The sequence below is a fragment of the Vibrio hepatarius genome (assembly GCF_011806575.1).
Lineage (GTDB): Bacteria > Pseudomonadota > Gammaproteobacteria > Enterobacterales > Vibrionaceae > Vibrio > Vibrio hepatarius_A.
The window spans coordinates 1-19,769 of the sequence record NZ_JAATOO010000034.1 but is presented as its reverse complement, the minus strand read 5'-3'; the positions used below and the strand labels follow the sequence as shown (position 1 = coordinate 19,769).

General features: G+C 44.1%; 26 protein-coding genes and 1 tRNA gene. 23 read left to right on the top strand and 4 right to left on the bottom strand.

The genetic code is table 11. The features are described 5' to 3' along the window. The first annotated feature begins 240 nt into the window (after positions 1–240). The 7 genes from HCZ42_RS19710 (at position 241) to HCZ42_RS19680 (ending at position 6,275) form a co-directional block, all read left to right on the top strand. Entirely contained in the window at positions 241–780 is a 540-nt protein-coding gene (locus HCZ42_RS19710) for a DUF3332 domain-containing protein (RefSeq protein WP_167422412.1), read from the top strand. 156 nt (positions 781–936) lie between these two features. Further along, positions 937–1,704, top strand: coding sequence for an outer membrane lipoprotein-sorting protein (locus tag HCZ42_RS19705; RefSeq protein ID WP_167422411.1), 768 nt, complete (start codon positions 937–939; stop codon positions 1,702–1,704). 3 nt (positions 1,705–1,707) lie between these two features. Further along, entirely contained in the window at positions 1,708–2,937 is a 1,230-nt protein-coding gene (locus tag HCZ42_RS19700; protein WP_167422410.1) for an ABC transporter permease, read from the top strand. Next, entirely contained in the window at positions 2,927–4,159 is a 1,233-nt protein-coding gene (locus HCZ42_RS19695; RefSeq protein ID WP_167422409.1) for an ABC transporter permease, read from the top strand. Before HCZ42_RS19700 ends, HCZ42_RS19695 begins: the two co-directional genes overlap by 11 nt. Beyond that, the gene (locus HCZ42_RS19690) at positions 4,159–4,878 is read left to right on the top strand and encodes an ABC transporter ATP-binding protein (RefSeq protein ID WP_167422408.1); all 720 of its coding nucleotides are present in this window, start codon (positions 4,159–4,161) and stop codon (positions 4,876–4,878) included. Before HCZ42_RS19695 ends, HCZ42_RS19690 begins: the two co-directional genes overlap by 1 nt. After that, a complete protein-coding gene (locus HCZ42_RS19685) occupies positions 4,868–6,055 on the top strand; it encodes a hypothetical protein (RefSeq protein ID WP_439849009.1) in 1,188 nt (395 codons plus the stop codon). The genes HCZ42_RS19690 and HCZ42_RS19685 overlap by 11 nt, the downstream gene beginning before the upstream one ends. Positions 6,056–6,200: 145 nt before the next feature. Beyond that, positions 6,201–6,275: transfer RNA gene (locus HCZ42_RS19680), tRNA-Gly, on the top strand. Between the two features lie 259 nt (positions 6,276–6,534). Here the strand turns inward: HCZ42_RS19680 and HCZ42_RS19675 are convergent. Then, positions 6,535–7,875, bottom strand: coding sequence for a PLP-dependent aminotransferase family protein (locus HCZ42_RS19675; protein WP_167422407.1), 1,341 nt, complete (start codon positions 7,873–7,875; stop codon positions 6,535–6,537). Positions 7,876–8,167: 292 nt separating this feature from the next. Here HCZ42_RS19675 and HCZ42_RS19670 point away from each other — a divergent pair, with 292 nt between their 5' ends. From HCZ42_RS19670 to HCZ42_RS19640, 7 genes are all read left to right on the top strand, one after another. Continuing rightward, a complete protein-coding gene (locus HCZ42_RS19670; protein ID WP_167422406.1) occupies positions 8,168–9,037 on the top strand; it encodes an NAD(P)-dependent oxidoreductase in 870 nt (289 codons plus the stop codon). Positions 9,038–9,061: 24 nt separating this feature from the next. Beyond that, positions 9,062–9,844, top strand: a complete 783-nt coding sequence (locus tag HCZ42_RS19665; protein ID WP_167422405.1) for a TSUP family transporter — start codon at positions 9,062–9,064, stop codon at positions 9,842–9,844. Between the two features lie 180 nt (positions 9,845–10,024). Continuing rightward, on the top strand, positions 10,025–10,285 hold the full coding sequence (locus HCZ42_RS19660; protein ID WP_167422404.1) for a hypothetical protein: 261 nt from the start codon (positions 10,025–10,027) through the stop codon (positions 10,283–10,285). Between the two features lie 72 nt (positions 10,286–10,357). Further along, positions 10,358–10,636, top strand: a complete 279-nt coding sequence (locus tag HCZ42_RS19655; protein WP_167422403.1) for a hypothetical protein — start codon at positions 10,358–10,360, stop codon at positions 10,634–10,636. A 149-nt stretch (positions 10,637–10,785) separates the two neighbouring features. Continuing rightward, on the top strand, positions 10,786–11,343 hold the full coding sequence (locus HCZ42_RS19650; protein ID WP_167422402.1) for a nucleotidyltransferase domain-containing protein: 558 nt from the start codon (positions 10,786–10,788) through the stop codon (positions 11,341–11,343). Between the two features lie 95 nt (positions 11,344–11,438). Continuing rightward, on the top strand, positions 11,439–12,062 hold the full coding sequence (locus HCZ42_RS19645) for an HAD family hydrolase (protein WP_167422401.1): 624 nt from the start codon (positions 11,439–11,441) through the stop codon (positions 12,060–12,062). 30 nt (positions 12,063–12,092) lie between these two features. Further along, on the top strand, positions 12,093–12,467 hold the full coding sequence (locus tag HCZ42_RS19640; protein ID WP_167422400.1) for a VOC family protein: 375 nt from the start codon (positions 12,093–12,095) through the stop codon (positions 12,465–12,467). Positions 12,468–12,660: 193 nt separating this feature from the next. On the opposite strand, the gene HCZ42_RS19635 is transcribed toward HCZ42_RS19640, so the two are convergent. Beyond that, positions 12,661–12,843, bottom strand: coding sequence for a hypothetical protein (locus tag HCZ42_RS19635; protein ID WP_053407812.1), 183 nt, complete (start codon positions 12,841–12,843; stop codon positions 12,661–12,663). Positions 12,844–13,135: 292 nt separating this feature from the next. Here HCZ42_RS19635 and HCZ42_RS19630 point away from each other — a divergent pair, with 292 nt between their 5' ends. The 3 genes from HCZ42_RS19630 (at position 13,136) to HCZ42_RS19620 (ending at position 14,419) form a co-directional block, all read left to right on the top strand. Further along, the gene (locus tag HCZ42_RS19630) at positions 13,136–13,594 is read left to right on the top strand and encodes a GFA family protein (protein WP_167422399.1); all 459 of its coding nucleotides are present in this window, start codon (positions 13,136–13,138) and stop codon (positions 13,592–13,594) included. 70 nt (positions 13,595–13,664) lie between these two features. Further along, on the top strand, positions 13,665–14,018 hold the full coding sequence (locus tag HCZ42_RS19625; protein ID WP_167422398.1) for a tRNA-binding protein: 354 nt from the start codon (positions 13,665–13,667) through the stop codon (positions 14,016–14,018). Positions 14,019–14,077: 59 nt separating this feature from the next. After that, positions 14,078–14,419, top strand: a complete 342-nt coding sequence (locus tag HCZ42_RS19620) for an SH3 domain-containing protein (RefSeq protein WP_167422397.1) — start codon at positions 14,078–14,080, stop codon at positions 14,417–14,419. Positions 14,420–14,565: 146 nt separating this feature from the next. On the opposite strand, the gene HCZ42_RS19615 is transcribed toward HCZ42_RS19620, so the two are convergent. After that, positions 14,566–14,778: a hypothetical protein gene (locus HCZ42_RS19615; protein ID WP_167422396.1), complete on the bottom strand. Its 213-nt coding sequence runs from the start codon at positions 14,776–14,778 to the stop codon at positions 14,566–14,568. Positions 14,779–15,200: 422 nt separating this feature from the next. Between HCZ42_RS19615 and HCZ42_RS19610 the strand changes: the two genes are divergently transcribed. The 3 genes from HCZ42_RS19610 to HCZ42_RS19600 all read left to right on the top strand — a co-directional run bounded on the left by HCZ42_RS19610 (position 15,201) and on the right by HCZ42_RS19600 (position 16,562). Further along, positions 15,201–15,419, top strand: coding sequence for a DUF6500 family protein (locus tag HCZ42_RS19610; RefSeq protein ID WP_167422395.1), 219 nt, complete (start codon positions 15,201–15,203; stop codon positions 15,417–15,419). A 72-nt stretch (positions 15,420–15,491) separates the two neighbouring features. Continuing rightward, entirely contained in the window at positions 15,492–16,181 is a 690-nt protein-coding gene (locus HCZ42_RS19605; protein ID WP_217702303.1) for a helix-turn-helix transcriptional regulator, read from the top strand. Positions 16,182–16,241: 60 nt separating this feature from the next. Beyond that, positions 16,242–16,562, top strand: coding sequence for a hypothetical protein (locus HCZ42_RS19600; RefSeq protein WP_167422394.1), 321 nt, complete (start codon positions 16,242–16,244; stop codon positions 16,560–16,562). 53 nt (positions 16,563–16,615) lie between these two features. On the opposite strand, the gene HCZ42_RS19595 is transcribed toward HCZ42_RS19600, so the two are convergent. Further along, positions 16,616–17,425: a helix-turn-helix domain-containing protein gene (locus HCZ42_RS19595; protein ID WP_167422393.1), complete on the bottom strand. Its 810-nt coding sequence runs from the start codon at positions 17,423–17,425 to the stop codon at positions 16,616–16,618. A gap of 244 nt (positions 17,426–17,669) precedes the next feature. On the opposite strand from HCZ42_RS19595, the gene HCZ42_RS19590 reads away from it, so the two are divergent. From HCZ42_RS19590 to HCZ42_RS19580, 3 genes are all read left to right on the top strand, one after another. Next, positions 17,670–18,809 (top strand): tyramine oxidase subunit B, encoded by a 1,140-nt coding sequence (locus tag HCZ42_RS19590; RefSeq protein WP_167422392.1) that lies wholly within the window; start codon positions 17,670–17,672, stop codon positions 18,807–18,809. Positions 18,810–18,849: 40 nt separating this feature from the next. Further along, positions 18,850–19,272: a RidA family protein gene (locus HCZ42_RS19585; protein ID WP_072610652.1), complete on the top strand. Its 423-nt coding sequence runs from the start codon at positions 18,850–18,852 to the stop codon at positions 19,270–19,272. Positions 19,273–19,316: 44 nt separating this feature from the next. Further along, positions 19,317–19,769 (top strand): NAD(P)/FAD-dependent oxidoreductase (locus HCZ42_RS19580; RefSeq protein ID WP_167422391.1); only part of this gene is annotated, 453 nt, incomplete at its 3' end.

Here is a 19,769-nt window from a genome sequence, read left to right as displayed (position 1 = left end):
GGATTTAGCAAGCTTTGAAACTTATTGCCGATTGAATGATGTCCTAATATTTGAATTAACCTCACTATTTAGCAGAAAAATACTGTTCAAATATAAAGCAAAGGGCGGTTATGTAGGAATTATCCTATGAAAAACAGTATCTTAACAAAGTAAGTATTGTGTCAATTATTTGCTGAGCTGTTTTGATTTGTAAGATGGTCGGAGTAGAATAAGCGCCTTCTTACATAGGTGGTGGAAATCATGAAAAAAAATGCACTAAAACTTGCGGTTGTTGCTGGCTTAGGTCTAACGTCTCTAACTGGTTGTATGGGTCAAATGGCTACAACAGGCCTAGTGACTAAATTCAACCTTGAAGTAGTAGATAACCGTTACGCTCGTGAAGGTATGTTCCTTCTTCTTTCACCTGTTTACGGTATCGCGAGTGTAGCTGACCTATTTATTTTCAACGCGATTGAATTCTGGACGGGTAAAAACCCAATCTCTGGTAAATCTCCAGCAGTTGTTGATACTCCAACTAAAAACTACATTAAAGTGAACGACTCTCTAGATAGCTCACTAAAAGAAGTTCCTCTATCAAACAACTCAAACATCGACCACGCTACAATGCAACAAATCGATGAAAACACTATGCAGATGGACATCTCTTACATCGACGGTACGACGAAAACTCTACGTGGTGAGAAGTCAGAAGACAGCGTTGCTTTCTACCTAGACGACCAATACGTAACAACAGTATCTAACGATGAGCTAAACAACTACGTTTCAGCTGCTAACATCTAATACATCTTGCTTGTATTCGAAGCCTCCGCATTTGCGGGGGCTTTTTTGTCTCGGCAGGAAATCCATTCCCATTGTTCGAACTTTGAACAAACTCTCAACGATACATTCACTTAGGTTGCTATAGTTGCATAAAGCCAGCCATTAATTGGAGGGACTATGCGTGCACTAGTCAGTCTTCCACTCATATTATCTGCGTTTGTTTTTCCGCCTAGTTACGCTCAGGCACTTTCTCCTCAACAGGTGACTGAAATAGTTGCACAGTCCGATAAAGCGATGCGTGGTGATTCCAGCTATAGCGAAGCCACCATGGAGATCATCCGCCCAGAATGGACACGATCGATGAGTATGAAAAGCTGGACTAAAGGCACTCAGCTTTCGATGGTATTCGTCACCGCGCCAGCCAAAGACAAAGGCACTGCTTCATTGAAGCGTGAACGCGAAATGTGGAACTGGGTACCGTCAATTGAACGCGTGATCAAAATTGCGCCCTCAATGCTGAGCCAATCTTGGATGGGGTCTGATTTCACCAACGATGATTTGATTAACCAGTCTTCAATTGTGGTCGACTATCAGCATAGCTACGTGCGCGAAGCCAGCTTTGATAATGATGAAGTATGGGTCATCGATGCGGTTGCTAAACCCGATGCGCCGGTAGTATGGAGCAAAGTGACACTCTGGATCTCTAAACAAACGTATTTGCAGCGTCAGGTCGAGTTTTATGACGAGTTCGAAGAACAGGTCAATCTTCTACAGACTTTTGATATAAAACAGATGGGGGGGCGCATGTTAGCCACCAAGATGGAAATGATGCCCGTTGATAAACCAGGACAAAAAACCGTTTTAACCACTCATCAAGCTCAGTTTGATTTTAAGATTGACGACGACTTCTTCTCTCTCAGTCAAATGAAGTCACTAAGAGAGTAAACCATGCTGATTCGGCTGGCGTGGCGTAATCTATGGAGACAAAAACGACGTACACTTCTGACGTCTTCCGCATTGGCGTTAGCGCTGTTTCTCTCTTTGATGACGCGCAGTTTTCAAGAGGGCAGCTACAGCGCTAATATCGAAAATTCCGCGCGATTTTACACTGGGCTGATTCAACTTCAACACCCGGACTTCTACACCTCAAACAGCATTGATGACTTACTCCCTGAAAGCGCGGACTTTATTCAATCGGCACTCAATCTTCCTAACGTGAAAACGGCACTTCCTAGATTGGAGTCGGTGGCGTTGGCCGCTTTTGCAGAGCGTTCGAAAGGCGTTTTAGTGTTGGGTGTGAATCCGCAAGCAGAGGACGAATACTCGCGTATTAGCGCCAAATTGATTTCGGGGCGATTCATTACTGCTGGTGAACAAGGTGTGCTACTTGGAGAGAGTTTGGCGCGCTATCTGCAGGTCGCTTTAGGTGATGAACTTGTCTTATACGGACAAGGTTATCACGGTCAAACAGCCGCTGGGTTGTATCAAATCGTAGGTATTCTTCATTTTCCGCTGCAACAGCTTGATAGCCAGCTGGTGTACATGCCGATTCAGACAGCGCAATCGCTCTACTCCGCGCAAGGCAAGGTGTCGAACTGGGTTCTCGATATCAAACAATTAAAACAACTGGATTCAACACTCGCGACGTTAAAAGATCAATATCAAACCAAAGCGTCGGTGAAATCTTGGCAAGACTTGTCACCTGAGATGGCGCAGCAGATCATGATGGATAAAGCGGGTGGGATCTTTCTTGTCTACGTGCTGTATGGTGTGGTCGGTTTTGGCTTGTTTGCAACCATATTGATGATGACATTGGAGCGACAAAGAGAGTTCGCCGTAATGCTGGCTACAGGAATGTTGCGGCGTAAACTCGCAGCATTGATTATGGTTGAGTCGAGTTTTATCGCTTGCTTGGGGATTACTCTGGGTTTGATTATTTCTGCTCCCGTGCTGGCGTATTTTTATTTCAATCCTATTTGTCTTACTGGCGATGCCGCTCAATTGATGCTTGATTCTGGATTTGAGCCTATCATGCCAGTTGCAGTGGATGTTGGGTTGATGGTAAGCCAAATCGCTACCGTGTTGCTGCTGATGCTGCTGTGTCTTATTTATCCCGTGTTGCGGGTTTCGCGTCTGGATGTCGCTTCCTCATTAAAAGGAGGCGCGCATGCTGGTTAAATTGGCTTGGCGAAACATCTGGCGCAATAAGCTGCGCACCTCAATCATTCTTGGCGCAATGGTGTTTGGTCTGGTTGGTGTCTCCGCGATGATGGGGTTTATGACTGGCTTTGTCGACAGCATGGTCAAAAACGCGATTCAATGGCAAACCAGCCATATCCAGATTCACCATCGTGCATATTTGACCAATCCAGATATCTCACTGACGATCCCGAATGGGGAGCAACTCGCGAACAAGTTACGCCAGCTGTCTGGAGTAGAAAACGTCTCGGCGCGATTCGTCGTTGAAGGTATGGTGGCTTCTGCGCGAAGTAATCGTGGCGTGCGTATTAACGGTGTCGATAGGGATGACGAAGCACGTATAACACCGCTAAGTTCCCACATTATTCAAGGCTCTTGGTTTGAATCTGACGGGCATAATCCAGTACTTGTTTCGGAAAAGCTCGCGCAACGCCTCAAGCTCCGAATTGGTTCAAAAGTCGTTGTGACTTTTACCGATGCGACGGGGCAAGTCGTTGGCGCAGCTTTCAGGGTAAAAGGCATATTTAAAACACCGTCTACCCAGTTTGATGAAAACAACGTATTTGTGCGTAAAGCGGATTTGCAGAAAACCGCCGGTATGACAGGTGTACATGAGATAGCGATTGTAGCGACCAATTTAGACAGGCTTCCTCACGTGTTGGCTGAGGTAGAACAACTGGTTTTGCTTTCGCAACTCGATAAACAGGTTGCTGTTCGGGACTGGATGAAAGTTCAACCCATGTTAGCCACGATGATGAACACCATGGCAGTCAGTAATCGGGTGATTTTGGTGATTTTTGTCATCGCTATGATGTTTGGCATCATCAATATTATGCTGATGTCAGTGTTTGAGCGAACCCGCGAATTTGGCGTACTGATGGCGGTTGGGATGCAAAAACACAAAGTTCTGTTGTTGGTAATGCTAGAGACCACTCTGCTCGGACTCACAGGGGCTACGGTCGGTGTGCTGTGCAGTATGGGGCTGGTGGCTTTAATGCATCACTACGGGATTTCTCTTACGAGCATGTCTGACGGACTCGGTGCATACGGCATTGATACTGTGCTGTATCCACGTGTTTCGTATCTTGAGTATCAAATGATCTTTGTTACCGTAGTGGCGGCAAGCGTCCTTGCGGCATTTTATCCCGCGTATCAAATCCTGCACCGTCGCCCAGTCGACGCAATGGCGGAGAAAAGTTAATGACGATTAAACTAAGCCAGCTATGTAAAACCTACAACCAAGGCTCAGAGTATCCGGTTCATGCGGTGCAAAACGTGGATTTAACCATTGATCAAGGTGAGTTTGTTGCCGTGATGGGGCCATCTGGTTCTGGAAAAACTACGTTGCTTAATCTGATTGGCGGGATCGATAGCCCAAGCACGGGGAAAGTGGAAATTGACGGCTGCAATATCAGCGCGTTATCAGAAAAGGAGTTAATAGCCTTTCGTCGTGACCATATCGGTTTTATCTTCCAAGATTACAGCTTGTTGCCAGTGTTGACGGCTTTAGAGAACGTGGAGTTTGTGATGCAGTTACAAGGTCGAACTGAACAAGCCTGTCGCACACGCGCCTTGGAGCTGCTTGAACAAGTGGGTTTGACAGAGCAACGTGACAAAGTGCCGAGCAAGATGTCAGGTGGTCAGCAACAAAGAGTCGCTGTTGCACGGGCATTAGCACCCAGCCCGCGTTTTGTGATGGCAGATGAACCGACCGCTAATCTGGATGCGAAAAGCACAGCAGAACTGCTCGACATCATGCAACGACTCAACGAACAAGAACAAACGACGTTTATTTTTTCCACGCATGATCCGCGTGTTATCAAACGTGCTAAGCGCGTAATCGTATTTGAAGACGGCAAACTGAAAGAAGATAAACGCCAGTCAGGGATTGCTTTGAATGAGCACAACGATGACAACTAAACGGTGGAAGATAGTTGCGGGATTCACATTGCTTGTATTGGGTCCGATGGTCTCAATCGCCCAAGTTCCAGGCGTGGCGCCAAGCAAAAACTGGGACTTAGACGGTTACATAAAATACATGGTGAGTTATTCACTGCCTGACCATCAAGACAACGCACTCGATCACCTAATCCATCAACGGTTTAATTTTGAATATCGCTCTGAATATGGGTTGTCATTCAACGCGGGGTTGCGTACGCGCTTGTTTTCTGGTGACAGCCTCGAAATTCCACAATATGACGATCTTATTGGATACGATGCAGGTTACCTAGATCTCAACAAGAACATCTCTTCCTCGCAGGATGTATTAATGAACAGCCAGTTTGACAGGCTTTATGTCGATTGGCGACATGATGATTGGCAAGCGAGAATAGGGCGTTCAAGAATCAATTGGGCTGTGAACACGATCTGGAATCCAAATGACGTGTTCAATGCTTATTCCATTTACGATTTCGACTACGAAGAACGAGCAGGAACCGACGCAATTATTGTAAATAGAAAGTTCGGATTTGCTGGCGGTATTGATCTCGTGGTTAACCCAAATCAAGACAATGAGTTAAACAGTTACGCTGTACGATATTTCGCTAATGTCAGTGGGTGGGACTATCAACTAATCACTGGCAAATCCGGTCTAGACAACGTCATTGGGGCTGGATTTGCAACCGACTGGTTAGGGGCTGGTGTAAGAGGGGAGTTTACTTGGTTTGAGCCGCGTCGCGACCACTACAATCAACGGAAACTCGAGCAAAACAAAGTGCTGAGTCTAGAAACCGATTATAGCTTCACCAGTGAAAGGAATTGGTTAGTACGAGCGGCGTGGCTTTGGATAGATAATCCTGTTGAAATCAGCAACGCAAAATTGTATTTGAACCTGCCGCTAGACGCGCAAACATTAAGCTTTACCAAAAACAGCGCTTACGCTGAAGTCGGGGTAGACGTGACACCACTAAGCCGACTAACATTCTCGTCTACGTACTACGATGACGATTCTTATTTTATCGGCATTTCTAACAGCTATTCGCTCGCGAACGATTGGCAGCTACTTACCGTGTTACAACGTTTTGATGGTTCATCCAACAGTTTGTTTGGTCAAACACCCGCGACTTTACTGTTTGCCAATATCCGTTGGAGCTTTTAAACACGACATCAAATCGCGAATTGCACTCTGTGTAGCGTTATATTTATGCAAATTGATGATAAACCAACCGCTTAAGCATCCATAGGTGAAAAAAGGCTTTTCTTTTCAGTTAGATCTGGCATATTAAATCTTGTCTACACGATGTGCGTGCATCGTATAATGGCTATTACCTCAGCCTTCCAAGCTGATGATGCGGGTTCGATTCCCGCTGCACGCTCCAATTCTTCTCGCTTTTCAGCAAACTACCAAACTTCACGCCCACATCTTATTACTACCGCAGTAAAAAGCATCGCGCTAAGCATACTTAGAAAAACGCATTTTACTTACCACGTTTGTATTTACTCCCAAAGAGTTGTATCACCCGCAAAGAACTTCTCATGTTTCTGATTCCCCTTAACAGTTTTTCGATTCCAAACTGTTGGTGGATGATGTCTGCAAACTGAGATGAGTATCCTTTACGGGCAGTGGCTTTTTACATGTTAGAACGGCAAAAATGAACTTGGATTTGAGTTTAAAAGAGTCTCAATCTGCTTGAGTCCATCAATAAGCTTGCTCTCTCTACTAATTGAAGTCAGTGACAGCCTTATGTGCTGGGTATTAGACCCATCGGCACTAAAGTAGCTGCCGCTCGTAACAATCAGACCTCTATTTTTGGCTTCCATCGTGAATCTGTCTTGTTGCCAATGCTGGGGCAATGGCAACCAGATGTGAAACCCAGATGCATTCGCGTTGATAGACGGAAATATTTGCCGAGCAAGCTCTTGTCTATGTACGGCCATTTCTCTTTGATTTTCAGCTAGCTGAAATGCTTCACCTGATTCAATCAGCAACGTGGCGGCAATAAAGTTAATCGGAGAAGACAACCATATGTTTGCGCGAATGTGAGCGTTTAAAGCGGCAACCTGACTTTCGGGGGCTTTTACAAATCCACACCTCATTGCAGGGCTTATTGCTTTGGATAACCCAGAGATATGAAAGGTATAATTCGGCGCAAAGTTTGCGATTGGAGGGACTGGCTGAGCATCCAAAAAGCAATAGATATCATCTTCCACCAACCACACTTGATTTTCATTGATGACCTTGGCGATTTCTTTTTTACGCGCCTCTGGCATCGATACGCCAGTTGGGTTCTGATGGCAAGGAATCAAAATAACCAGCGATGGAGAATGCACCTTTATCGCAGTATCAAGCGCATCAGGACGGACACCTTGTTCGTCCAAATCAACACCCACCACGTTCCTGTTTGATAGGTTCGCTATCGCTAATATTCCTGGGTAGGTGAGAGATTCAACTAAGATGGTGTCTCCCGGCTTTGTCAGTGTTTCGACAAGTAAAGACAGTGCATGTTGAGCACCATTTGTGAGAACGGTATTGCGAGTGTTTCCACCCTCAAGGCCGTATTCTCGTGCCCACCTAACCGCAGCTTCCCTGTGCTTTTTATGTCCAGAGTTTTCGCAATATCCGATCAGTGAATCTGTGAGTAGCTCGGCTGACTGTTGATAGGCTTTTTTTATTGCTGGGACATTTTTGTACAAACACGGTTGTAGCAGAGAAAAGTTGAAATCAGATTCATCCTCTGGAACTTGGATCGCTTCATTTAAGTCCGAACGAGCTGCAACAAATGTCCCTTTACCAACAAAAGATTCTAAGCGCCCTTTATCACTCAGCAATTTATAGGCTTTGGATACTGTAGCCGGAGTAGTCTCGAACTCATCCGCTAATTCGCGATGAGTCGGAAGTTTGGCATTGGGTTGGTATTCGCCGCTATCGATTCGTTCCTCGATGACGTCAGCGATAAAGATGAATTTGCTGTTACTCAATCTGCTTCTCCTCAGTTCGAATAACTCATTATAAAACATTACTTATGTCTTTTCGCTATTAAAGTTATTAAGGGAAGTCAATAAACATCAATTGACATATGTCAATTGATGTAATTAATATAACTCAAAGATAGTGATAACAACGTCACTGTGGCTTGTGGCCGAGAAGGGTTTCATCCAAGAGAGGACGGCTCGGATAGATGGTTAATCCGGCTCTTTGGAATGAGCTCACTGGATCGAATCATCCCCCACAAAAACTCAAACCATATTGGAAAGGATTAAGGATAACGTTATGAAAAACTCGAATGTCGCATTTATAGGTTTAGGTGTAATGGGGTACCCAATGGCGGGGCATTTATCTAATGCTGGCTATTCTGTCAAAGTTTACAACCGTACATTGAAGAAAGCGCACGACTGGACTCAAGAATATATCGGGGAATCGTGTTTAACGCCGGGGTCGGCGGCGCAAGACAGTGATTATGTGTTTGTATGCGTGGGCAATGATGATGACGTAAGAAGTGTCGTTTATGGTTCAGATGGGCTTTTGGCAAACATGAAACCAGGGAGCACGCTAGTTGACCACACCACGACGTCTGCAGAACTCGCCATTGAATTGGCGGCTGCATGTGAACAGAAAGGAGTCCTTTTTGTTGATGCTCCTGTCTCAGGCGGTCAAGCCGGGGCTGAAAATGGCGCTTTGACCATCATGTGTGGTGGTCAACCTAACGTATATGAACAAGTAGCCCCAATCATGCGCAGCTATGGTAAGCAATCAAAGCTAATGGGTGAAAATGGCCAAGGCCAGCGAGCTAAGATGGTTAATCAAATATGCATAGCGGGTGTTTTGAAAGGCTTGAGTGAAGGGCTGCTGCTAGCTCAACGTTCAGGTTTAGATATTGGCGAGCTTGTAGATGTATTAAAGCATGGTGCTGCGGGTTCTTGGCAAATGGAAAATCGTTCACTAACGATGTCAAAAGGTGAATTTGACTTCGGGTTTGCGATCGATTGGATGCATAAAGACTTGGGTATCTGTTTAGACGAAAGCAGAAAGTTGGGTATCGAACTTCCACTGACTACGACGGTAGACAATGAGTATCAAGAGTTGCAGAAGCGTGGATTAGGGCGCATGGATACATCGGTACTAATTAAAGTTTACGAATAATTAATGAATTAAGGATTTTTCAACATGGAATGGTTAGGGAACGACATTACATTATGGGTGTTAGTTGCACTGATGCTGTCCGCATTCGCTGCTGGGTTTATTGACGCAGTAGCTGGTGGAGGCGGTTTGATTTTAGTGCCATCATTTATTCTAGCGGGCTTACCTCCTCAAGTAGCGCTAGGACAAGAAAAGATAGTAAGTACTCTCGGCACAATTGCAGCAATACGCAATTTTGTCAGAAACAAGTGCGTAGTTTGGACTGCGGTTGCAACAGGTATACCTGCTGGATTGATAGGTGCTTATGTAGGTGCAGAAGCTATTCTTTACTTCGACCCAGATACGGTTGGTAAGATCATACTTGCAATGCTTCCTATTGGTATCGTGCTTTCGTTCATCCCTAAAAAGAGTAGCGAGCAAGATAAGGATGCGCTAATTAACAAAAACGTTATCTTATTTGGTGTCCCAGCAGCCGTGTTTGTGATTGGTTTCTATGATGGATTCTTTGGACCTGGTACTGGCAGCTTTCTGATCCTTGCTCTGCATTATCTATTGAAATTTGATTTAGTGGCGGCATCTGCGACGTCAAAGTTGTTCAACTTTGCATCTAATGTTGGGGCTCTAATTGCTTTCATGCTAGCTGGCAGTGTGCTGTATGCGTTGGCTGTTCCTTTGGTGATTATGAACTTGTTAGGCAACCACGTCGGCAGCTCTTCGGCGATGAAATATGGGCCTAAACTGATCCAACGTACAATATCTTTGTCGCTTAGCCTATTGATGATTTCGTTGGGTTATAAATTTATCTTCTAGTGAGAACTTTCAGCTTAGCTAATCGCTTAAAATCAGCTTTCTAGCCCTTTATTTGATTGATATTAAATAAAGGGCTTTTACTGTTATTGGGCGACTAATTATGCGCCTTTGCGAACTTTCTCTTTTACCATCAACGAGTAACAATTAGAATTGAGTGATCATTTTCCAGTGAGTGCGAGTATGATTCGTCACAATTTAATTGGTTTTTTATTGTCGTTCTTTGTTTTGATCACCCTAATTTTTGTCATGATGGACGGAACTCACTTTCCACTCCTTCAGTGGCCTTACGAAGCTTTTCAAGGATTGGTTTTTTCTTTCGTTTGGGGTTTTGGTGTATCGACTACGATTGGCTATTTCTTCTCAATACTGGTCGTTGCAACAGTTTTGGTAGTAAGTTTTGCATTAGGGCATAAACTATCCCGCTGTTTTGGTCGAAATTAATAGAGGCGGTGATAGTGCTTTTTCACGCCAGCCAACAATATCTCGTTCTTCATCAATTTGAGAATTGCACAAATGAATCAAACCCAACACCAAAGATGGTCAAAAATCAGGTCTGGTGGCTTTTTCAAATATGTAGCACTAAACAGTATTTCGATAGTACTGGGTATATTTTTGGTTAGACTTGTCGTCCATGCTTTCTCAAGTGAGCAAATTCCTTTTGAGGAGTTTCTATCAGCTCAGCTTATGAATTTAGGAATAACTGCTTTAGTCCTACCTTTTGTCTTTTGGGGCTTGTGGTTGTATCAGGAATCGAAATACAAAAAAGTGGTAGAAAGATCGCGCGTAAAATAAATACGATACAGGTTGACGGCACTTGTCATCATGTCGCCAGACAGCTCAATGGGCGAGCATACTCATGGCGACGCTGATTTTGTATCTAAGCTTGTGTGAGAGGAAGTTATAGTTGCTGCTTAGTTTGGCGTTAAAGAACGGAGAGTGCCGTGAATCAGGATGATCTAAATATTGAATATTTACCATTGCAAGCTGAGCTAGTTAAGTCTGCTGTTGCTGCATTTTCGTCTCAAGATAATGTATTAGCTGCTGTATTGTTGGGTTCGCTAGCGAATGGAACAGGCGATCGAGTGTCTGATGCTGATATACTCATTTTCACACAAAATGGTTTCCACAAAACCGCAGAATCATGTTTTGCTCACTTTGAGGCAGGTAAAGATATTTTCTACAGTCTCAATGGTTTCCATAATGATAATGCGTATTTCAAAAAATACATTTTCACCGATATAACTAGCGCGGAGATCCATTGCCTGGATGTAAGCGAGTCCTTCAATATCTCTAAGCCTTTTAAAATCCTATTCGATAAAACGGGCATTGTTGAGCCAAGGCTAACCGATGACCCCGCTCCTAAGCATGAAGACTTCCCCGTTTATACAAACGGCGATCAGGGCTTAATATGGGAGCTCTTCGACTGCATAAAATGGATGAGTCGAGACAATCACGAGCTAGCTAAGTCTTATCTTAAAAAGCTATCAGATAAGCTTTGACTGTTTATTTATACAGAAACTGAACGTATGCTTTGAGTGTCATAAAAGGAGCATCAGATAATGACAATATCTGAGTGTTATTTGATAGGGATATTATGAAGTTAGTCATTTTTGATTGTGATGGAACACTGGTCGATAGTGAGTTGTTGTGTAATTTGGCTCTGGAGCATCAACTCTCGGATCTTGGCTTAAAATGTTCAGCAGATGAGCTGCTCGCTAAGTATCGCGGTGGCAAGTTAGCTTCAATTATTTCTAGTTTAGAAAACGAGTTTTCAATGATTTTTCCTAAGTCATTTGAATCTGAATATCGTTCAAAGGTGAATGAGCTGTTTGACAAAGAGCTGGTAGCAACTGATGGAATCCAAGACGTTCTGGATTCATTAACGATTCCGTTTTGTATTGCATCGTCGGCGCCTAGAGCAAAAATAGAGCGTGCTTTAAATGTCACTGGGCTCTCTAAATATTTCGAGAACAATATCTTCAGTTCTTATGAGGTAGGTTCATGGAAGCCTGAACCTGATCTATTTTTGCATGCTGCAAGCACAATGAAGGTAAAGCCCGAATATTGCGCGGTTGTCGAAGATAGCTTGCTTGGATTAGAAGCGGCAAACCAAGCTAAAATGAAAAGCATCTACTACGCGCCGGAAGAAACGAAAGTATGCGGGCTTGCTGACGTTCAAATTCGACATATGTCAGAGTTGATAAAACACATCACATGACAAGTGGCTCTATGTGACAGGAAGGAAATTATGACCCCAGTATCGGTTCTTGTTCATGTTCCAAACGTGCCTAAAGGTTTGGAGTGGTATCAAAAAGCCTTTCCTGAAGCGACTCCAATTTATCATCCAGAGTTTGATTTCACGGTACTAGACCTAGGCGGTTTTTCAATTGAAGTAGTGCAAGCGGATGAGAAGGTGGGAGCAGGTAAAAAAGGTAGTATCGTTTATTGGTCTGTAAACGATTTACTTGAGTCTCTAGCTTATTTTGAAGCTCTTGGCGCCAAGCTATACCGAGGGCCAATGGAAATAGAAAGAGGGCTGTCAATGTGCCAAGTAGAAGACCCATTTGGTAACTTAATTGGCTTGCGCGGCAAAATGACACAGCAGCTAGATCAATTTATGTAGCGCAATCATTTATGGAGTAATACGGTGATTTCAGGATTAAATCATATCACGTTGGTAGTCAGTGATTTGGAGCGTTCGCCGTTCGTTATAGCAAGCCTTAAAGCAGAGATTGAAGCGCACTGTTGAGCCAATATTTTAGTGTGAACGCTAGAGCTTGGGAAATGTGAGCTCTATGATCAGAGCTCATGGCAGCTTACGAGATGATGACGATTTCATCATTCTCATCGATAAAAAGTACGGCTTTATGCTGTTCGATTAACTGAACTGCGGATGATGGAGTAACAGCGCCAATTTCACCTTTAGACTTTATCGTCAAAGCATCCCATGCGCGATCTCGGTACTTACCTGTTTCGGTGTACTCAATTAATACTTTCATAGGCCCTCTCTTATTTTCAGCGGCGGTGAATGTATAACAAATCTTAGTCCTTTGGTTTGAGTTACGCATTAGTTAAAAATGAAACATTAAATTAACATTTTAATAATAATCTTATTTCACATGCACATAGGATTAAGTTGTTATCTCAGCCGTTTGGCTTAGATTCTAGCTAGCTCAAGCGTTTTACATGATGGCGTAGAGAACGTGCTAATGCGGTTTTATGTGACTTGACACTCCCTTACGATCGAAATGGATCGATTACAGTAACCATACAAACACGGAGGTACATACCATGAGTAACACTACGCCTAGTAAGATTAAAGGACACTGCCGTTGTGGTCGCGTAACGTTTGAAGTAACAACTAAACCATTGATTACGATGGCTTGTCACTGCACCGGTTGTCAGCGAATGAGCTCAAGTGCGTTCAGCTTAAGCTCTCTGTTTTCAAGCGAATCATTTAGCGTTACGTCTGGCGAACCAGTGATTGGCGGCTTGCACGGTAGTATTCGTCATTTCTTCTGCGAACATTGTATGAGTTGGTTGTTTACACGTCCTGACGGCATGGAACAGTTCGTCAATGTACGTTCAACAATGTTGGAAGATTCGCACAGCTACAAACCATTTGCCGAAACGTATACTGATGAAAAGCTAGAGTGGGCAACAACTGGCGCAGTGCGCAGCTTTAAAAAGTTTCCACCAATGGAGAGCTTTCCCGAGTTGCTTGAAGAATATGCGAAGAGCCAAGGTTAAATCCTAAATGCCGACTCGAATACCATGTCATTCTTACCCCCTTATCTGTGATGAAATTAAGGAATGTTCCATGAAATACGCTCCAATTAAACCTGAAATTACCTTCGATGATTTCGCGAAAGTAGACATTCGCGTCGGTAAAATTATTGAGGTGAGTGAGATTGCCAAGTCTGACAAGCTTATGAAGCTAACGGTGGATTTTGGGGACCACACCCGCTCGATTTTGGCTGGTATCAAACAGGAACGAGAGGATCCAAAAGAAATTGAGGGTAAACAAGCGCTGTTTGTCGTGAATTTGCCTGAAAGAAAAATGGCCGGTGAAATCTCGCAAGGTATGCTTTTTGATATTGGTTATGAAGACAAGTTGCAGCCATGTCTCGCTTGTCCAGAAAATGACATGCCCAATGGTGCGAGGGCCGGTTAATGGCTCAATAAGCCCTACTTAAACTACGGCAGTAAAGAGTTAGAACTATGGAGCAAAGAATGGACGTCGTCGTCATTGAACAACATACCTCAGAGTATCCCAATCCGATCGTTTTGAACCAAGGCGATAGGGTGACTTTGGGTGAAATGGATGATGAGTTCCCAAATTGGATATTCGTCACGACAGAAGCGGGCGTAAAAGGTTGGGCTCCGATTCAATATATTGATAAATCAGGTTGTGGCTCAAAAGGAACACTGCTTCATGATTATGATGCGTGGGAGTTGAATACCACAATGGGTGAGAGGCTTACAGTGTTGTTTGAACTCAACGCTTGGTATCGGGTATCAAGAATAAGTGGTGAAGTCGGGTGGGTACCTGTTCGTACGGTGCAGCAAGTATGAGCGTAACTCATTAATCTAAACAGAGTTAATTAAATTACTGATATTATCAGTTCAGAAAGAGCTGGGCTTATCTTAGACAAGTTAGCCAGCGACATCAGCTGACAAGGCTTCCAATCTTGTCAGCAAGTTTCCACTCATATCATTTATTATTTAATGCAGTGTTTAAGTGTGTTCTCCAGTACCGAAATAGATTCAGCATTTGATGCACGATCAAAATGCACGTTGACTTGTTTGCCTGCCTTTTCAAACACCACGTCATCGAAATCCGTCATAGCAATCTTGTAACCGTTACGTGCAAACAGGCTGGTTACTCGAGTTCGCTGCTGTATTTTTAATGCGGATGAAAGCAATTTATCCATACCGTATTGTTCCCCGTTATTTAGCAATCGTTGCAAAGCTTAGTATGAAATCGCCCCTTTATCCATGAATATTTTTGCATATATTTGGCATGTATATGAAATGTCATGTGTTTTAATTATCGGTCGATTAGGGTTTAGATTAATTCCTTACTTTAAATATGGTTTTGTGTGAGCTAGGTGGTAAAGAACTTACGCGTTAATCATGTTGTTTGTTATTTGTAAGAAACAAATAGTTACAAATTACTAGCACGTATTTTTTGGGATTATCAAATAGGTACTAAGATTGGCAAACGAGATAATTACATCGGATTGAGCGCACTTTAACTCACAAGAGGCTGTATTTATATACAGTTGTTTGTTGTTTTCACTTAATCAGTTATGTATGGTTATTACCCGTTGTTTCAACTAAATAGGCAAGGACAATGCGGAGTTCTCTGAGAGAAAAAGTCGTGCAGGTATGCTCTAAGAAAATTGAGCAAAAAGGGGAGAGTGTAGGGGTGTCATTTTATGCGTTCTTCGCCAACAAAAATGACGATCCAGAGCTATTGATGGAAGCCGCAACCTGGTGGATTCAAACTCATAAACTCGACCATTTTGAAAAAGCCACTAAAGTTATGGCAATGGTTAAGTCTGGGGTATAGAGCTAGTTTTGGCCGACTGATATACGTGATTATAGGTCTTAGCCTACCTTGTAATAGGCGGAAGGAGTGAACGTGCGAAAATCAGACAGACTTTTTCAGTTGACGAATATCTTGCGTAAGCATCAACCCCTTACCGCGCAACAGCTAGCGGAAAAGCTAATGGTCTCTGAAAGAACTATATATCGCTACGTTGATGACTTATCCGCTTCCGGGATACCTATTTATGGTGAGCCTGGTATTGGTTATCGCTTAGTTGAAGGGTTTGAGCTACCGCCATTGCAGTTGTCGCGGGAGGAGTTAGAAGCGCTGATTACGGGTGTCAGTTTCACCGCATCTCTAACAGGGAAAGACCTAGCCGCATCAGCGCGGTCCTTACTCGCCAAGATTGAAGCGGTGTTGCCCAATAGTGCAAATATGATCTCCGACGAAGAGCGAGTTGTCCGTGTACCTACGTTGTATCGAGATGCCAAAATACATCAGACGTGGAGTAAAGTTCATTCAGCCATTGAGTCTAAGCGTCGGTTAACGATAACGTACCGTTCGCTCTCAGATGTCGAGACAGCCAGAGTCGTGATTCCTCTAGGACTGTTTTATTGGGGAGGGAAATGGACACTGGGCTGTTGGTGTGAACTCCGCCATGCGTACCGAGATCTTCGGTTAGATCGTATCGCGGAATTGAAATTTAGTGAATGCAACACGGGTTTCCCACAGCACGTTTCTTTGCATGAATACATGGAGACAAAAAATTCACAAAGCTACTGACACAATGTTGTCAGTAGGTGTGCCTTACAGTTGGCTCGAACCAACAAACGGGGCATTTATATGATTACCAACAACAACATCAATAGCATTGGCGGATTGGAATTCGCCACTTTTAAACTTAAAGAAGGTGTGACAGAAGCTCACTTAATAGAGCTTGCTCAACAAGTTGAGCAGAAGTTTCTCAGTCAGCAAGACGAACTCATTCTTCATTTTTTAGTTCGTGGCTCTGATGGGAGTTATGCTGATGTGGCGATTGCGAGTTCGCAGGAAAAAGCAGAAGAGTACTGCCAGCAGTGGTTAGAAGACGATATTGCGTTAGCGTATTTGGAACTTCTTGATAAAGAATCGGTGAATATGACCTTTTGGACAAGAATCAATTAGAGCGCACGGTATATTAGGTGGGCTCAAAACGATCAGTACGATTGTTTACCCACCTATCTTTCCAACTTAGTTAACGATTGATAATCCATTGGTGTGACACTGACGAGTTTCTTAAACTCACGTTGGAAATGCGCTTGATCGCTGAATCCTAAATCGAACGCTAGGTCAGAAAGTGGTGTCTGACTGTTGTGACTAATCCTATATACTGCTGATTGACAGCGAATCGCGCGGCTGAAGGCTTTCGGCGTCAGGCCAGTATCGTTACGAAAGGTACGTTGCAACGTTCTGGCAGAGTAACCTGTGTCGTGAACCAGATCTTTTATCTGAATATTGCCGCGCGCTTTAGTGACTCGCGCGATCACTTCCATCGTGAGATGAGAACAAGCGCGGCTATCAAATTGGCCGACAAAGTCATTCACCGCTCGCGCTTTACCTAAGAAATCATCTGCTTCGCAGACTTGCTCAAGAATGCGATCTGCTCCATAAACCAATTCACTTAAATCCAATCGATTTGAAATCACTTCTTCAACGTCAAGTTTAAGCAAATCCGGTATGACACCTGGGCGAAATCGAACACCTAAGTAACTATGGCCTTGTTTGAAATCCGCTTTGATCGCTTCAAGGGGAGAGCCACAAATGTAGGCTTTAGGGTTGTCTGGGTTGCAGTCAAATAATAGGTCGATGCACCCATCTGGAATAGCGATAGTGGAATCTGTGCCATCACTCGCATCAAACGAGTAGAAGTGCGAAGTGAGCGCACTCTCAGGTGTCAGCAATGAATTAAAACGCTTTGCCCCAAGCACAAACCAAGGCTGGACTGAGTGCAAGGAGGCAATTTTAAACTCAAGATTCGCGTCGGGCATACTTTTCTACTCGCTAAACGTCAAAGTATCAAAGTCCCACTTTGTTAATTGGATGTAAATTTATATTGTTAATATGTTAATCAGTTTTGTGACCTAGCCCATGACTTGTGTCGCAAAAATTCAATATCGATGCGTGTCTTCACTCTAGTATCAGTTTTAACAGATAAATCACTCAGTTGATTGTGGGTCTTTAAATAAGCCTTTCACGACCTGCTGAGACTAATACAGGGAAGTAGGAACACGTATGTCTAGCAATACAAAAATCGATTTTATCTATCTGTCTGAACCAGACATGATCAAAGCAGGTGTAACGGATATGGCGGCATGTGTGGACACAATGGAAGAGATGTTCGCACTGTTGCACCAAGGTGATTACCGCATGGCTGGGCCAAATAATGATTCTCATGGTGCGATGATTACATTTCCAGAAGAGTCACCAATCCCAACAATGCCAAAGCCAACTGCAGACCGCCGCTTGATGGCGATGCCAGCTTATTTAGGCGGTGACTTTGGTACGTGTGGCGTGAAATGGTACGGCTCGAACATTGCCAACCGCGAGAAAGATCTTCCGCGTTCCATCCTAATGTTCATTCTCAACGATATCGAAACCAGTGCGCCATTAGCAATTATGTCGGCAAACTTGCTTTCAGCTTACCGCACTGGAGCGATTCCTGGTGTGGGCGCACGCTACCTTGCTCGTAAAGACTCCAAAGTGATTGGTCTGCTTGGTCCAGGTGTGATGGGTAAAACTTCAGTGGCCGCATTTATGGCAGCGTGTCCGAATATCGACACCATCAAAATCAAAGGCCGTGGCAAGAAAAGCCTGGATAGCTTCTTAACTTGGGTGTCGGCAACATTCCCACAAATTACCAATGTTGAAGTTGTCGAGAGCGTTGAAGATGTCGTTCGCGGCTCAGACATCGTGACTTACTGCAACTCGGGTGAAACAGGGGATCCAAGCCTTTACCCAGAAGTGAAACGTGAGTGGGTCAAGCCGGGCGCATTTTTAGCAATGCCTGCAAGTTGCCGCTTAGATGAGGGCATGGAGCAGGGCGACGTACGCAAAGTACTTGATAACACAGGCCTTTACCAAGCGTGGTACGAAGAAGTGCCAAAACCAGCGCACAACATAATTCCACTCGTTGGCGTTCGCTTTATGGACATGATCGAAGAGGGCAAGTTGACCATCAATGACTTGGAAGACCTTGGTTCTATTGTCGCAGGCGAAACACCAAAGCGCCAAAGTGAAGACGAAATCATCATTCTTTCTGTTGGTGGTATGCCAGTAGAAGACGTGGCGTGGGCAACCAAGATTTATCGCAACGCCGTAGAGAAAGGTATTGGCGTCAACCTCAATCTTTGGAATCAACCAGAACTCAAATAACAACGCAGAACACTAGGTTAGTCATTTAAAAGGAAGTCTCATGACACGTATCGTAAAGGTAAAAACTGGCTCAAAACTGGAAGAAATCGCAAGCTACTCGCGAGTAGTCGCAGTCGATAACTGGATTTTTGTTTCGAACACCGCTGGCCGTAACCCTGAAACGGGTGAAATGCCAAAAGACGTATTTGAGCAAACCGAGCAAGTGTTTACAAATATTGAAGTCGCTTTGGCGTCTGTTGATGCAAGCCTTAAAGACGTCATTACGTCGAAAGTTTTTATCCAGAATCCAGACAACGTTCCGGCCGTAATGGAGTTTGTTGGCACCAAGTTTCGCGGTGTGAACCCGACCACTACAGTCACGTGCCCTCCGCTTGGTTCTTCGATTTACGAAGTTGAAATCGAAGTCACGGCCTATCGCGGCGCGTCACAGGCAGATGTAGAGGAAATCGTGCTTTCAAGATAAAGGCGGCTAAGTGTTCGCCGTATCGAGAAGAGCGAGAGGTTAGGATGACAAAAAATATCATACGACTGGAAACATCTAACGTTTTACCGAAATCCACCAGTGTGGTGATTATCGGCGGTGGCATAGTTGGCGCGAGTGCTGCGTTGACATTAGCTGAGAACAATGTCCCTGTGGTTTTGATCGAGAAAGGTTATGTAGCGGGTGAGCAGTCATCAAGAAACCTTGGCTGGATCCGTAAAACCAGTCGACACAAAGAAGACGTGCCTTTAGCGCTAGCAGCAGACCGTTTGTGGGCTGGTATGAATCAAAGAGTCGGGCATGATCTTGGCTACAAGCAAGCGGGGATTATGTTCCTTGCTGATACCGAGCAACAAATGGACATTTACCAAGACTGGTTGGACTCAGTGGACTCGTTGGATCTCGACTCCAGATTGCTCAGTAGCGACAAGGTTAACGCCATGCTTGGTAACAGCAATAAGTCATGGAAAGGGGCAATT